1 protein-coding gene is annotated in these 17,396 nt (G+C 45.9%); it reads left to right on the plus strand.

Features of this window, described 5'->3' with window-relative positions:
* The first annotated feature begins 20 nt into the window (after window positions 1-20).
* Window positions 21-17,393 carry a putative Ig domain-containing protein gene (locus tag L1070_RS15895; RefSeq protein ID WP_237126293.1) on the plus strand — a complete coding sequence of 5,791 codons (17,373 nt, stop codon included), beginning with the start codon at window positions 21-23 and terminating at the stop codon, window positions 17,391-17,393.
* Window positions 17,394-17,396: the final 3 nt, after the last annotated feature.

The raw sequence follows: 17,396 nt of genomic DNA on the forward strand, positions 1-17,396 counted from the left end.
TAAAATAATATTGGAACATCATGGGCGCTATCATTTCAGGCGAAGGACTCGGTCTTTTTAACACCTCTACCTCTTTATTAAACCAACAAGGCAAATCTCAATTGGGACAGGCCTCAGAAAACGTGTTCGTCAATGCGGCGACGGGTAATCTAGTACTGCAACACCAAGATGAGCAGGTAAAGGGCCTAGGTTTAGGCTTAGGCGTGTTGAGAACCTATAACAGCTTGGGCCATTTTGATGGTGACAATGATGACCAATGGCGCTTAGGGTTTTTAAAATCCATCTCAGTTGAAGGCACGCGTAACCAAGCGGGCAGTGTGGTGACACGGGTCACGGCGGATGGCTTTGCTCAGCGCTTTAACTATGATGCGGCCAAAGGTGAATATGTAAGCCACCAAGGCAGTGGCGCCCATGACAGTTTGACGCTCAATAGCGATGGTAGCGCCACGCTTAACATTGATGGCCAAAATATCAAAGAGCGCTACGACAGCGCGGGCCGTTTAACGGCGATGATAAGCACCCAAGGCCATGAGACCACAATTAGCTACAGCTCGGGCCGAGTGAGTCAAATCACCACCAAAACAGACAGTGGAACAGAGACCACTAAACTGAACTACAACGCTCAGAGCTTACTTGAAAGCATTCAAACCCAAGCAGGTACAGGAGATGCCCATACTCGCGTGTACTATGGCTATGATGCGAACAAGCGCCTGAACTCAGTGAAAGTTGATTTAACCCCTGATGATAATTCCATCGCGGATGGTAAGGTGTATGAAACCAAATACACCTACCATGGTGATAGCAACCGTGTACACACGCTCAGCCAATCGGATGGCACCAAACTGACCATAGGCTACGAAGCTCACAATGGTGACTACCGAGTGAAGACCTTGCAAGATGGTGAAGGCAATACCACCACTTACCGTTACCTATCAGATACACATACCCGCGTCACATTAGGCCAATCACAGGTTGATTACCACTTTGATAACAACAAACGTTTAACTGCGGTTGAGCGCGTGGTAGATGGTCAACACGTTCGTGAAGAATATGACTACAACAGCGCAGGGCAAATCACCGAGGTTCGTAACGGCCTTGGACAAGCCAAAACCTTTGCCTACGACAGCGCAGGTAACCTGACGAGTCAAACCGACGGGGATGGGGTGACGGTAACACGCACTTATAACGGTGCCAACCAGCTACTCAGTGAAACACTGGGGGATAACACCACGCACTATGTGTACGATAGCAACCAACGTCTGCGCTTTACTTTAGGAGCAGACAACGCGGTGGTGGAGTATCGCTACAACACATTAGGGCAACGTGTTAGCCAGCACACCTATACCCAAGCCAACTACACCAGCACCAATCGTAGCCTTAGTGCGCTTCAAAGCTTTATCAATAGCCAAGATAAAACCCAACAACAGCTTAGCGAATACAGCTATGACTTTAGAGGGCAGCTGAGCACAGTGACCCGCTACAGCAGTGTTAACAGTCAAGGCCAAGGGGTGGATGGCAGCACCACTCGCTATGTGTATGACAGCCACGGCAAACTCCTACAAGAAACCACGCCAAGAGGCGTGCAAACTACTGGCACCGACAACGACTACAGCACCACGTATAGCTATGATGGCTTAGGGCGCGTGCTCTCAAAAACCGACGCCAATCAAGCACAAACCCTGTACACCTATGATGATGCCAATCAACGTATCGGTACGCAATACGCCAATGGCTTATGGCACACCCAAGTGTTTGATAAAACGGGAGCACTGATTTCCAATGCCAAAGGTACATCATCTTTGGGTAACAACAGCTTTGGGCTTGAACGCATTTACCGTGATGAACACGGCCGCGCGATAGCCAAAAAAGACGCACAAAACAGCCTCAGCTACACCTTGTATGACAAGTCGGGCAACACCGCGGCGACGGTGAGTAACACCGGTACAGTAACGCGCCTGCACTACGACCGAGCAGGGCGTGTTACCCAAACCGTTCAGTACGCACAAAAAATCAGTACAGCGGGCTGGTTGAGCGCCTCTGGCACACTGACCAAAACCTTGAGTGATTTAGATAATATTCTGAGCGCGCAAGCAAACAACGAAGATAACCGTACTACCCGTACCCTCTACACCTTAGGGGGTCGTAAACAATACGAGATAGACCCGAAAGGCTATGTCACCGAGTACATCTACAACGATAAAGGTCAGCTTACAGAGCAAAAGCAATACACCGAGCCAATGGGCGATATGATTTACCGAAGCCATAACAGCCCAGCTAGCATAGATGCTTGGAGTATGTATGACAACGACCCTGTAGGTGCAACGATAACTCAGGCCTTTGATGTTGAATATGGCCAAAAGGTGGCGGTTCTAACCGGAAGTGGGCGCGGTAATGGCTACCGTTTAAGAGAAAACACATCAACGTACTGGGATTCAGATAACCGTGTTATTTCGTGGGATATGAATTTCAACCAAAGCCACACGGTATACATAAAAGTAAACACGACTGCTGGAGATAGATATTTAACTTATAATCCAGGCTCACTCGCTCCATTTACTAATGGTGGTGATAGATATGTTGTTTATTCCATCGGTGATACACAAAAAGGTGAATGGCAAACGATAACGCGTGATTTACAGGCTGATTTGCACGCATTTCAACCAGATGTAGACATAGTGAACATCAGCGCCTTCCTTGTACGAGGCTCAGGTAAAATCGGTGAAGTGCGCTTATCGGGCTTAAACGAGCAAGCTTCACAAGCAGATGCGCGCAGCACCACCATGACCTACAACGCGGCGGGCCAGCTGGAAACCCAAACCGATGGTGAAGGCTATGTGACCCGTTATTACTACGATAAAGCAGGCAATGAAATTGCAAAGCGTCGTTATGCAAACAAAGGGGATACAGCGTCCACCGATGACCGTATCAGTCACACTTACTACGATGCACAAGGCCGTGTAGCGGGTACGCTGTCTGCCGATGGGGCACTGACCACCTTCACGTACAACAAAGATGGTCAAAAGCAATCGCAAAGCACTTATCACACTCAAATACGCAATCAAGCCATTGGCGCTCCTTTGGTTATTCCAACAGGAGATAAAACCACCACGCACTGGAGTTACACCGCAAACGGGCAAGTTGAGCGAGAAATTCGCGCCGATAAATCAATGACTCATTATAGCTATGACGCCATGGGGAATCTGGTTGAAAAGCGTGAGTATGAAAATGTGATTGCGCATGAAGAGTTTACTGATGGCGAATATCACAATGTAAAAATAGTTGACGCTGAAGGTGGATATATAGTTCCAGAAGATGGGCGAGTTGCGTTTAATATGGTCAATAATACCAGCGCGACTTGGCCTTATGTCAGCAGTAACGATACGTTTTATTTAAGTGATAACATAACCGCAACAATTGAATTGACAACAGAATCTGATGTCACAAAGGCGTATTTTAATGGTGGGCTAAACAACAGCCTCAGCCCAACTAATCGCCATTCGGTTTATCTAAAACAAGGCCAGTTCATAGCGCAAGTTATTGGAGACTCAGCGAGTAAAACATTTGAGAACCTACTGCGTGCTCAACCAAATACAACCTATGTTATTACCTGGACTACGTCGCAGGCGAGTTCCACATTAACAATCTATCCAAAAGGTCACCCTGAGCAGGCGGTGACTCACACCAGAGCGACACATGAGTGGACTGGTCAGGCGATGATGGTTTTATACGGGTATCGCTATGCATCGGACAATAATGGCGTTATTTACCTAGACAACTATCTCTTAGCCAAAACCCCAGTAAGCACAGAGCGCTTCCAGTATGACCAACAGGGTCGTTTGGTGGCCGCGTTAGATGGCAATCAAAATGCAGAGCTGGGCGCAGATGCCACACAAGGTGAGATCACCGCAAAAGTAGTGAGTGAAGCTGCGCGCACCGAATATGACGTGCTGGGCAATATTCGCCTAACCACAGACAGAGAGGGCGCACAAACCCGTTACTACTATGATGCGCAAGGTAATATGCGCTATCAGATTGATGGAGAAGGTCAGGTAACGGAATATCGCTACAACGCCTTTAATCAACGTACCGATGTACTGCGCTATAAAACTCCGTTAACCGCGGCAAATATCAGTGACAATGGTCTGATTGGGGGGCTGGTTACCAATCAAATCAGTAATGGTACAAAAAGTGTTGCGGCGTACTTACAATCAGCGGTTGGCAGTGGTGAGTCATTCCATGAAAAGCTGGACTACGATGTACGCGGCTTACTGGCCAGTAAAACTGATGCTGAAGATTACCAAACTACCTTTGAGTATAACGCGTTTGCACAGTTGGTTAAGCAGTCACAACAAAGCCACCTAAGCATTTTAGACAAACAAAGTGGCGTTAAAACACTGACCCATACCGAGTTTGCGTACGATAACCGTGGCTTACTAGAAACGACTACACTCAGTGGTGGCAATATCAGCCAAACCAGCAGTAAAAGCTATGATGCCTTTGGTCGCGTTGTAAGTACCACTGATGGTAATAATCACACCAAAAATATCAGCTACACCGTCAATGGTGATAACGATAAAGTAGGCCGTGTGGTCACAAGCACGCAGACGGTCGATGGGGCACAGCGTGAGATTATCACCCAATACGATATGCTTGGTCGTGTGTTGTCAGTTAAAAATGCATCGGGCCATATCACGCGCTACAGCTATGATGACAACACCCACACGACCACGGTGACTCAGCCAAACGGCACACAGGTTAAAACCACCCGTAATGGCCAAGGGCTAGTTGCGTCTATGACCCAACTGGATGCACAAGGCAATGAACTGAGCACCAGTGCGTTTGAATATGACGCCAATGGTAATGTGCTTAAAACCTTGCTCAACGGCGAACTGCAAAAACACACACAATACGACAAAAACAACCGGGTGCGTTTTGTGACCGATGCCTATGGCAATCAGGTTGAAACCCAGTACGACAAGGTTGGGCGCGTCACGGCCAGTATTGTAGACCCAGATGGACTAAAACTGACCACCACGTTTGAGCACAACCAACACGGCAGTGAAGTCATACAAAGTGAGCAAATTGATACAGTTGTCAATGGCGGCAATCAAAGTGCAGGGCTGATTAACCGCACTACCACCACGTTTGATAGTCAAGGCCGAGCCACAGATGTCAAGGTAGAACAAGGTAACCAACAACAATCACTAACACGTTATCAATATGATGGATTAGGTAATAAGTTAGAAGTTATACAAGGCAGTGGTAACAACACCGTTACCACCCAATACGAATATGATGCATTAGGTCGCTTGGCAAAAACCATCAAAGGCGCACAAGTCTCTAGTTATCACTATGACGAGCATAATAATCTGGTTAAGAAAGTTTCCATGATTGATGAGCGCGGTAAAGTAGAGCTGTTCACCTATAACGAAGCGAACCAATTAACCGCAACGCTTGTGTCGGCCAAACACCCATCTGTGGGGAGTACGGCTTACGAGGTTACACGCTTTGAGTATGATGTAAACGGTCAGCGTATTGCTAAGCACCGCTATGACCAATTTATGGTTGACCCCAATGAAGCCACACTCAAGAAGGCCGTGGATGACTTTGCCGATGCAAACACCAGCAGCGCGGTGTCAACCTATACCAGCTATGATGAAAACGGCCGTAAGTCGTTACATATCAATGCGGATGGCGGCGTAACGCAATGGCACTATGATACACAAAGCCGTGTGTTTGAAGTCACGCGCTGGGGCCAACGAGCCAAGCTAGATAGCACCGCAAAAACCCACTTATCCGCAGGCACACTGACAGCGTCTCATTTGACAAAGTATGGTGATATCACCTCAGATAGCCGTGTTAGAACGCTATACAACGATAAAGGTCAAGCACGCTTTACCATCACCTTGTTGGAGGGGGCAAACGCCAGCGTTAAAGAAAGCCGCTATGATGCGGCGGGTCAGTTAATTGGTACTATCGCTTATGCAGATACCGTGGCCTTTAGTGCCAGCAGCAGTATCACAAACCTGAGCAGCCAGCTCACCAACTCAGCGAATAATCGTGAGTCTCACCTGTTTTACGATACGGCGGGGCGCTTACGCTTTACCATTGATGCACTGGGGTATGTGACCGAGCAGCGTTATAACGAAGTCAACGATGTGGTCAGTACCATAGCGTATGGTAATTCACTGACCAATCACGACACGCTCAACGATAAACTTAACGCCGGTACACTGAGCTATAGCGATTTACATACACACTTTGTCAATAGCTTATTTAGCAACGCCCGTGTCAGCCACTCAGAATTTAATGCCCAAGGGCAACTGACATGGCAGCGTCATGCTGATGGCACCCTTGAGCGCTACAGCTACCATGACAATGGCCTTAAAGCCAGTTACACCAACCAAAAAGGGGCCACTTGGACATACCGCTACAATGTGGCAGGAAAACTTGAGCAAGAAATAGGGCCAAGCCACACGGTTAAGCTGTGGAATGGCAGTACGCTCGGCGAAAAGACCAATGTACAAACCATCAAAACCTTTAGCTACGATGGCTTAGGGAATGTCAGAAGTATCAGCGAAGGGGCGATACAAAACGGCCAACCACTCAGTGGCGCACCGAGCGCAACCACCACGTTTGAGTACAACCTAGCAGGGCGTCAAACCATCGTCCGACAGGCGGCGACCGACCATGCACCAGCCACCGCGACTTACTCAGTGTATGATGCGTTAGGTCGCGTCGTAAGCTCGATTCAAGGGCAAATTAAGCAACACAAGGTTTACGATAGCGCGGGCAATGTGCGCTTTAACATTGATGGTGAAGGCAATGTCACGGAGCTGCGTTATAACGCCTTAGGCCAACAAGTTAAGCTGATAAAGTATGCGGCCGAAACGCCGAGCTCACCGGGCTTTGCACCATCGTTAGACGATATGGTCGATAGCAGCGGTGCACTGGACCCCACAAACCCAATCAGACTGACCGCCAATAGCGACTATGACCGCACGATTGAGACGCAATATGATAAAGCGGGCCGTAAGCGACAGGTTGATATCGGCATGCAAAGCACCCGCTTTGCATACAACGCCTTTGGTCAAGAAATCAAAAGAAGAGTATTAGTTAGTGGCACTTGGGCGACCAACACGCAAGCATTGGTGTCATTTAATTACTACAACGAGCTGGGGCAAAAAACAGCGTCAGTCGATGCGGGCAACTTCCTAACCACACACAGTTACAACGGCTATGGTGAGCTGGCATCGAGCATAGAATATGCGGTTGCAGTCACTGGGACAATCAACCCACACACGCCACCCACAGGCTCACAAGGCAACGACACTGATGGGCAAAACCGTCAAACAGACTATTACTACGACGACATGGGCCGCGTAACCCATACCGTCTATCAGAATGTAAAAGTGGCTCAAGAGACGGGCACACACTTTACGTATGCCACCAAAGAGCAGGTAATTGATTATCGTCAGTACGATGAACTGGGTAATGTGCGTGCCATGTTAACCACACCAACCGACAATTTAAGTAACCCGCAGGACTATCGCGCGGAAAACTCCAGCGATATTGATAACGCCACGGTGTTTGAATACGATGCGTTGGGGCGCTTAGTGAACAAAGCGAGTGCCAGAAAAGAGTATATCGGTGTTGATGTGATCAGCTCTATCAACATTGCCAAGGCAACTGGAGAAGGGCGTCAGGTTACATCATACAACTATGACATCTTCGGCAACATGGTTGAGCAACGTGAGCATTCAAACCAGTTGTTGAATTATAATCGTAGCACTGGCGTGTTTAGTATGCCTACGAATGATACGAGCGACAGAGTCACGCGCCATGAGTACAATAATCGTGGGCAATTGATCAATGAATATAACGCGCTGAACTACAAGACTGAACACCATTATAATAACCAAGGGTTACTTCAAACCAGTATTGCTCAGTTCAATGAACACGATGGTACGAACAAAACACTTACAACCAGTTATTTATACAACAACAATGGACGTGTGACGAAAAAGTCATTGGAGATGACGGGCCCCAATGCCAATCGTTTTGAATTTGAAACATATTACAACGCGTTTTCAGAGGTGAAAAAAGATAACCAAGGTGTGTATGTGTACAACAAAGAAGGCCTGCTTTGGAAAACCAGCAAAGGCGATGGGGTACTCAAAACTTATGAATACGATAAGGCGGGCCGTTTAGAAAAGACCTACCATGCACTTAATGGCTTAACACGCTTTGAGCGTGACGACTTGGGCAATGTTGAAAAGATACATCAGCCGTCGTTTATTCAAAACGGTACGCTTATCGCGCCAGTTGTCTTACAACAGCACGATCGCTGGGGTAATGTCATTGAGCTGACCGATGCCGCTACACATAAAACGAAGATGGAATATAACTATCAAAATAAGGTAGTTAAAGAACTTTTACCGAAGGTGAATGTAACTTACATAAATGGTACGACAGCTGAGGAAGATAAGTTAAAGAATATCTACACTTACGATGTGTTCGGTAATTTGGTTAGTAAGCAAGATGCCAATGAACATGTTCATACCTTTAGATATGACGCTGTCGGTAATCAGCTCAAGTATAGAGATGCAGAGGGTAACGAGCGCCGTAATATTTACGACATTTACGGCCAGAATGTATTTAGCGTGGATGCAACAGAGCGCGGTACTGCAAGTCGTTTTAACAAGTTGGGTCAGGTTGTTCAAACGGGCATACACGGTATGGACGGAACGAGTAGGTTATACAGACGTAGCCACAGTTATGATTATGATCAGCTTGGAAATCGTATTCAAACAACCAATGCTGTAGGTGGCATTGCTAAATATAAATACGATGCGCTTGGTAATGTTGTACATAGTATTGATGAGATGCAGCGCGCAAAAACCTTTGGGTTTAATGACCAAGGCATACAAGTTTTAGAGCGCTACGACTCGTTACGCAGCTCTACAACGACGCAAAATCATGAGCTTTCTAAGCAAACCAATGACTATGGCTTTGTGACAAGTATTAATGACTTAGGTGGTAACGTCCATACGCTGCATTATGGTCGAAAGTGGGATGACCAATATCAGCACCCTAACAGCCAACCAGACACAAACAAGGTTGCTACATCACTGGTATATGAAGATGGGCAAATTATCGAGCGCGAGGAAAATGTTGGCCGACTTATTCGCAGAGTGAACACCTTGGGTCAGGATTTAACCTATGACTACTATGATAATGGCTGGCTTAAATCAGTTATTGATCATAACACCGGTGCTGAATCTTACTTTGAATATGATGAAGTTGGGCGACGCACTAAAGAAACCAAAGCTTCATGGGACGATTTGGGGCGCTTAATTCGCCACGATACCATAACAGAATACGATAGCCATGGCCGAATCACCTCAGTCACAACCAGAGGTCATCGAAATACGGCTGAATCTGGAGATCCACAGTGGCAGGCAGAATATGATATTGCATCAATCATATACAAATATGATGCTGTTGGTAACCGTCGTAGCATAGACGTTTCTAATAAGATTGTTGAAGTCACTAATGGTGTATCTATCAACGATATCCCTGAGAAAAAAGCCGTTGAAGGTGAGGCGTTCACCATGAACCTACTAGAGCACATCGTCAAAAGTGTGGTGGTCGATCAGGTTGATATTGAAGTTGAAGGCTTGCCGGAGGGCCTATCATTCAACTCTATTACGGGCAAAATAGAGGGAGTACCAAAGTTCAAAGTTGTTGATGGTGCATTGAAATCATCCGAGTCATTTCCCATCACCGTGACGGCTACAGATAAGTCGCCTGTACACGGATACCCTGTTTACTCGGATTCCACCACTTTTGTGCTTGTTGTACATAATGTTGACCCGATTGAAATTGCGCCAGCACAGACGCTAAATCAATACACCGAATGGGATGTGATTGAGCCTTTTGATGTAACGGATAAATTTAACCTGACGGTGCCGAGTTTATCTATCGCTCGCTATGAAGCGGAAAACTTACCTGCTGGCCTTGTCATTAGCGAACAAGGGGTTGTGTCTGGCCAAATCGGCTTTGGTGCGGTCAGAGAAGATGGCTTGGTAGAGAGCCAAATTATTGCGATAGCAATAGATGAAGAAGGTAATGAATATCCATTTGATTGGTCTTTGTCTTTCGATATCAAGAACAATCAACCGTTGAGTGTTAAAGAAACAGGTTGGTACGAAACAACATTAGCACAAGGTAATGCAATACGCCCTGAGGTTGGTAACATCGCGCAACTTTTTAATGTCAATGTGCAAGGCCTTGAATTTGAATATGGTCTTGAACCGTATCAAGACACGACAATACCTTCATGGTTAAGCCTAAGTAATGGTCATTTGGTAGGTACGCCAGAGAGTCCCTTAGAAGATTTCTATCAATTTAATGTGTATATGCAGGTTAAAGGTGAGCCGAGCACTCGCGTCAATAAACGTGTTGAATTTGAAATCATTCATATTCATACAGTGGTTATGAACGAAAGGGAAAGAAGAACTGTTTGGTTGAACAATTATGTTGAAGGCTTTGACAGCTTTTCATTTCCAGAGGGCACATCGTGGGCAACGCAGATTGAAGGGGGTGGACTGGTACTTCGTCCTGGTTACTTAGATGGAGGTGCCGAGCCGTATTTGTTACAGGTGCATAAGAATGCACAAATAGACCCAGACGGGACCGTGATGAAAAAGGCGGTTAGGCACGATGTGTGGATCACTGTGAATGATATTAATGACATCAATAATGCACCAGTAGCAAGTCCACTGAACGAGTTCGAGGACGCAACAGAAAATGAAGTGTTCACGTTTGATGCCTCGCAGTATTTCTCTGACCCAGATGGTGATGCACTGACCTATAGCTATAAATTTTATGATACTTTGGATAAGCAAATCGGCAGACCTAGCTGGTTACATATAAAAGATAAAAAGGATTCAGACTCTACGTTAACCGATGAAGACTACCTACATGATAATAGTATATTAACTGGCACACCTAATTTTAAAGATGCTATGAGTTTCAGAGTTGAAGTAACAGCTACTGAGCTAAGTGGCTCAAAATTATCAGCTAGTGCTGATTTTACACTGGCGGTCAATAATTCGGGTAAAAAAATACCTTATATTATTGAACCAGACAAGATACTCGAAGCCAACGTAAACAGAAACGAAGAGTTGATTATAGAGCTAAAGGGTTATGACCCAGATACAGGTGGTAGAGTTACAAAGTTTACGCTTAGAGGCAGTAGTGATGGAGTGCTGTTTAAAAAGGGTAACAACTATGTTTCGAGTATAGAAATAGCGCCTTCACATCGTCAGCTCGATAATAACAATAGATACATTGACTATGCACACCCAACGGTCAAGTTTGTAAAAAGTGGTGAGCAGACAATCTATATAGATGTAACGGACGAGCGTGGCAATGTTAATACAGTGCCTTTTGAAGCATCAACCGAGGTCACTTCCTACCCCTTGAAGTTTACCGGTTTAGATGACATCACAGCTAAAGAGTATGAAGTGCTAAACCTCCCTGTTGCTAGCGCGTTTGCAAGTGATGACCCTGATTTGAATCTTGAGTATCAAATTACCGGACTACCCGATGGCATAAGCTATATTAGCAGCGGCCCCGGTGCAGGTCGAATTACAGGTGAGCTACTAAATCGTACTGCGGGTGAATATGAAGTTAATATTACTGCTACAGATAAGAACGACCCCGCTGTTGAGGCGAAGGGGTCGTTCAAGCTGACCGTGGAAGATGTGGTGTTAATTACCATGGATGAAGGGCAAGATCTCGAGTCATCTATTTCAAGCCTTGGGTTTGATGGTGCTAAAGACAGCGAGTATCAACGTCGTTTAGCGAACACAGAGGATTGGATTAAATTAAGTGCTGACCACCAGACAATCACATTTGAACCAGGGCGGTTTGTTGGTCGTGAACAGCGTTATGCACTCACAGTAGAGGCATTTAGTACAGCGACCGGCTCTAAAAGGATCTTAGCGCGTAAGTATTACTTCATAACCGTAGTTGATAAAGGGGACGCAAACGACGCACCAACGGGCACCATCACAGATGAGTATGTGCCTCAGGGGGAGAGCTTTACGCATGATGTGTCACGGTATTTTGACGATCCAAACAATGATCCAGTGCGTTACGCTGCCACTTATTATAAAAAACAACGCAAAGGAATAATTGACCCTCACAATGGTGATGCCACCTCAACAAGCTTAACAAGCGGCGATAATGTTATGGCAGAGTGGGAGTGGGTACATGTTACTCACATTCCCAATCTGTATTTTGATGGTACCACGGGGCTGCTTGGAGGGCGTGCCACACTTGACAACGCGGGTGATTACCAAATTGAAGTGGTTGCGACTGAAACAACACCTGAGCCGCTCAGTGGTTTTACTAACTTCTTTTTGTATTTAGGTGAAGATACACCTACAAATCGTCAGCCTGTGATTACATCGATTACTGGTGAACAAAATGTTGTTCAAGGCAAAACATATAGTTTTGAGGCGAAGGGTATTGATGACGGTGTGATAGACAGATACGAGTGGAAAAGCTCTGAGGGACTGGAGAAGGTCACTTGGTCAAGTAACCAGCGTAATGTTGAATTTAAGGTCAACGGTGTAGGTAGTCAATGGATTGAAGTCCGCGCGATAGATGAAAAAGGTTTGGCCAGTGAATGGACACGAATAGCCATCAAAGCGGATATTCCAATGTCTATATCATCAGCAATCCCATTTCTGTATGTTGATGATAGTACGACGGCACGCGTCAGCGCGAATGACCCAGATGATTTAATCTCGCATTATGAATGGAAGACATCATATGGTTTATCGCATAGTAATGTTACAGGGCCAAAAAACAGCCAAGTGACGATCACCGGAACAGCTTCGGGAAGCCGTTATGTATCTGTGCGAGCGCACTATCGCAATGGTGAGACAAGTGAATGGGTATCCAAATATGTGAAGGTAGTACAACTAGCTCCTATGCCAACACTAGGTATCTCGGTTACTAAAGAGTCTCATTATGTTTACAAGGCAACTGCCAGTGACTTTGATGGTGCTATTAAATATGAATGGAAAGCAACGGATGGATTAGCGATCAGTGGTTCTGGTAGAACGGTGTCGTTAACAGCTAGTACCCATGGTAAATATACTGTATGGGTAAGAGGACAAAATGATAGTGCTCGCTGGACCGATTGGTTTTCTAAAACCATCACCATTGATGAGCTCAACCCTGCGCCAAATGTGTCATTAGCGCTGTCAGCCAACTCTGTAAGTCAAAATACGCCTATCACTGCAACGGTGTCTTCAGGTAATGATGCAGATATTGCACAGTACAAATGGGAATCGTCAAATGGGCTCGCGGTGAGTGGCAGTGGTAAACAAGTTACGCTGACGCCGACTGCAACGGGTCAACAATGGGTTCGAGTCAGTGCAAAAAGTCACGCAGGGGTGTGGAGTGAGCCGGTTACACGGTATATAGACGTGTCACCATCGCAAATCCAGTACAGAACCTCAATTTCCGGTGCTGGTAGTTTTAGCCTGTATTCAAGAAGTGGCTCTGGGCAGATAACTGTCACTGATGCTAACGGAATAAGTGCCAGTAATGTGACATTGGGTAACGTGCCAAGTTGGATGTCTACATTCCGTACACAAGTGGATGAAAATACAGTCAAGTTCTCATTAAGCTTTAACAGGCTCTCACCTGATATGTCATTCCCTCATAGCAGCGGGATTTACACTGTAACACTCGATGTGTTCACGAAAGATAATTTAGGCGCGACAACCACGGGTAGTGTAAATGTTGATGTATCGAATGATTCCGGTTCTTCAACATTTGGCAGTGGCGGGAGTGTGAGTTTAAGTAGTTTAGACTCGGCTGGTTTTTATAGCGCCTTATCGTTGTCACAGCCAGTTATGCTCAGAAGTGCGCCAATGATGATGGCAATGAGTGAACCTGAGCCAGAACCTGTGATGATGACAAGTTCAACAACCCTTGTTGAAGATAGAAGCAGTGTTGAACAACAAAAGACTAAGCCGCTAGAGAAGTCTTACTGGTTTACGTACGACGATAATAACCGTGTAGAAATTGACGGTGGTAGCTTTATCAACAATCGAATTACCATCCAAGAAAAGGGCAATTGGATACGTTACGATAATGCAGGACGTAAGAAATACCTAATAGATAGAGGAGGCGTTGAGGCCAAACATTACACCTATGATGTGTGGGGGCAAACGTCATATATTTATCAAGCTTATAACGCAGACAAAGATTTATTCTTTAACAACGAGCCTGAATTGGATGAGACGAGCTGGCGTAATTCAAGCCACTTTACCTACAACGCAGCGGGTCAGGTTAAGCAACACTACGAGTATTTTAGCCCGTATGTGGACTATAAGTATGACTTTATAAAGGGAATGGATGGTGACAATATTGACCTAGATGGTATTGGAGAGGATGAGCCTGATACCCGAGAGCGATACCGAGTGACGGTGAACTACGGCGGGTCATTAAAGAGTGTCAGTGATACCAATTACAATGCGGCAGGTGAGGTTGGGTATCAACGCCACCGAAATATAGGTTTTAGTGTTTCAGAGCAACTTAGGGCGACAGCAGAGCAGGATAACGGTACCTATGAACCGCGCACCTACTTCCAACGCGGTGCGTGGCAAGAAGACGACCTAACGGTTGAGTCCACCTCTCGTAACTATCAGTATGACGCGGCAGGTCGATTGGATGGCTATGACTTTATTAGTAACTCACTTACTCGTCACTTCGACATCAGTTACACAGGAAGAGAAAGTTACCTTGAGACGGCACATGATGGGGTTGCGGGTGAAGATGATGAAAATCTTAAAGATGCGACAACGGTCTCAAGTTACGATGTAAACGGCAACAGAACCCGAGTTGAAGAATGGGTCACAGATGATGACTATGAAGCGCCAGACCCAATGAAAGATACCAAAGCCACCTATATGCGTTACGACGCAGAAGGTAAGCTGATGACAAAGGTATCTGGTAAGCAATCACGCGCGCTTAGAGAGGGAGACTTTACAGAAACAGCAAACTATCGACTTGACCCTAGAACGGGCGAGCTAATGGACTGGATAACCCCGCTTGCCGAAGATGTGAAGTTTGAAGAAAACAAGGTCAATGGCGCTGTGACAGGTGATTACCACTTATACAGTGGCGAGCACTATTTAGGGAACGTGAGCAAATCTGGGAATATGACGGTTAAGCAAAACCATTTTGCGACAACCGAGCAAACCAGCTCAACCAGTGCAATGCACCCAGTGCGTTCTGGGGATACCTTACGAAGCCTTGCTAAAGCATATTATGGCAGTGAAGACTTGTGGTATGTGATAGCGGACGCCAATGGCTTAGGGTTTGGGTCGGAGCTTCAACCTGGTACAACGCTGGAAATTCCAGGAAGAGCCAGTGAGTTCAACGGTCATGACGCTTTCTCGCCAATTAATTTAAGTGAAGCAATAGGTGATACTACCCCAGAGATGCCATATGTGCCACCGCCGCCACAGGCGGGGTGTAATGCACTGGCGTCAGTTGTGATGATAGCAGTGGCGGTGGTTTCGACGATTTATACAGCTGGTGCGGCAGCGAACTTGATGGTAGGAACAGGCAGTTCAGGGCTAGGGTTTAGTGCAGCGATGACATCGGGCATGACTACGTTAGCCGGTGGTACAGTAACGGGCGCGGCGGTGGCAGGCGGCACGCTTGCAACCACGACTATTGGCACAATGGTTGCGGCGGGTATAGGTGGATTTGCGGGCTCTGTTGCATCGCAACTAGCGGGTAAAGCAATGGGTGCGGTTGATAGCTTCTCGTTGAAAAATGCTTTATCTTCGGGCTTAACGACCGTAGCTACCGCAGGTATGGGCAGTTATCTACAAGGCGTTAACGGCGCGACAACCAATACAATCAACAGTATAACGAAACTTAAGAACTTATCAGCAGCAGGAAAAGCGGTGATGGGTGCGACCACAGCGATAAGCTCAGTGGCAGCCAATAAATTGGTAGGCAATCAAGCGAGCTTTAGATGGGGCAATGTAGCGGCCTCAGCACTGGCATCATATGCTGGGGCAAAGGTAGGACTTGGAGACCCCAATACGCTAGCGGGCGGAATGACATCGGGTGATATCATACTTGATACATTTGGTGGTGTTGCTAATAGTGGGTTACACTACGGCGCAGATAAGCTCTTTGGTAATGAGGCAAGCTGGAATTTTGGTAGTGTAGCGGCAGATGCGTTTGGCAATGCATTGGGTAACTCTATCGTTAGTGGTTTAGCGAGTAAGCCGACTAGTACGAATAGCGCTCAAGCAAAAGGCAAGCAAAATGGAGCGAGTTCTCTGACACCAAGCTCTGCAAACTCAGATGTTGAAGTTTTTGCGTATTCGGAACTGAAAAAAGAGCGTGAACTTTACGCCAAATGGGATGAAGAAGGAGAACTTCAAGCTGCTGAGCTTGCTAAGCAGAAGTTTGAATATAGAGAAGCTGGACTTGAGGCACATTTCACAGAACTTCACGCGCAGCGTGAAGCGGTTGCGCAAGAGTTTCTAGCTGGTTTAAATGACCCTTACAGAGATGCAATTAAGCCAATCTCAATTTTCCCGGTTGAGTGGGGAATTGATGAAGCTATATCTGTTGGTCAAGAAGCCTATAATTTCAGTCAAAAGCCTTCATGGCAAAGTGCAGCTTTATTAGGCGCTTCGTTAATACCGGGTAAGTTTATTGACGATGCAGCAGGTAAAGTCACAAATAAGCTATTTGGTAGTAATGGGCAGCTATATTCAGAGTTGGATACTAACTATGTGTCTTATTCTGAGCAGCTTGAAAAAGCTACTACGTTTAAAACTAATGGTATAAATAGTGGTACTGCTTCAGCATATTTAGACACTTCTGACGGACAAAATTATCTTGATGCCTTATGGGCTGCTGATCCGACTGCTGATGCAGATATGATATATGCGAGGGCTATGGATCAATTGTCTACAGGATCTGATTTACCAACTACTCATATTATGAACTCCTCACTGGTTAAAATTGTACCTGAAGGTAGTTCAGTATCCCCTTATTCACCATTCTTTACGACACAAGATGAATTATTTAAAGCTTCTGCTTCAAATCATACATTGGCAGATTATTTTGGTTTACCTTTAGTAAGCGAAGCCCCTAGCTACTCAATATTTGAAATTAAGCCATTACAACCGGCTGGTGTATTTTCTAGTACTGTGGCTCCAACAGTAGAGTTTGGAGGGTTAATTCATAGGAATGGTAATGGTATACAATACCTTGTTCCGAATCGAAACTTATGGTCTGAACCTCAGCTGATTGGTACAACAAATAATTGATGG

Origin of the sequence: Pseudoalteromonas sp. MMG022 (genome assembly GCF_021654245.1) — a bacterium.
In the GTDB taxonomy this organism is placed as follows: Bacteria; Pseudomonadota; Gammaproteobacteria; order Enterobacterales; family Alteromonadaceae; genus Pseudoalteromonas; species Pseudoalteromonas amylolytica.

Bases quoted from the DNA above. Each gene is read 5' to 3' on its own strand.
- L1070_RS15895 (WP_237126293.1), top strand. From the start codon at position 21: ATGGGCGCTATCATTTCAGGCGAAGGACTCGGTCTTTTTAACACCTCT.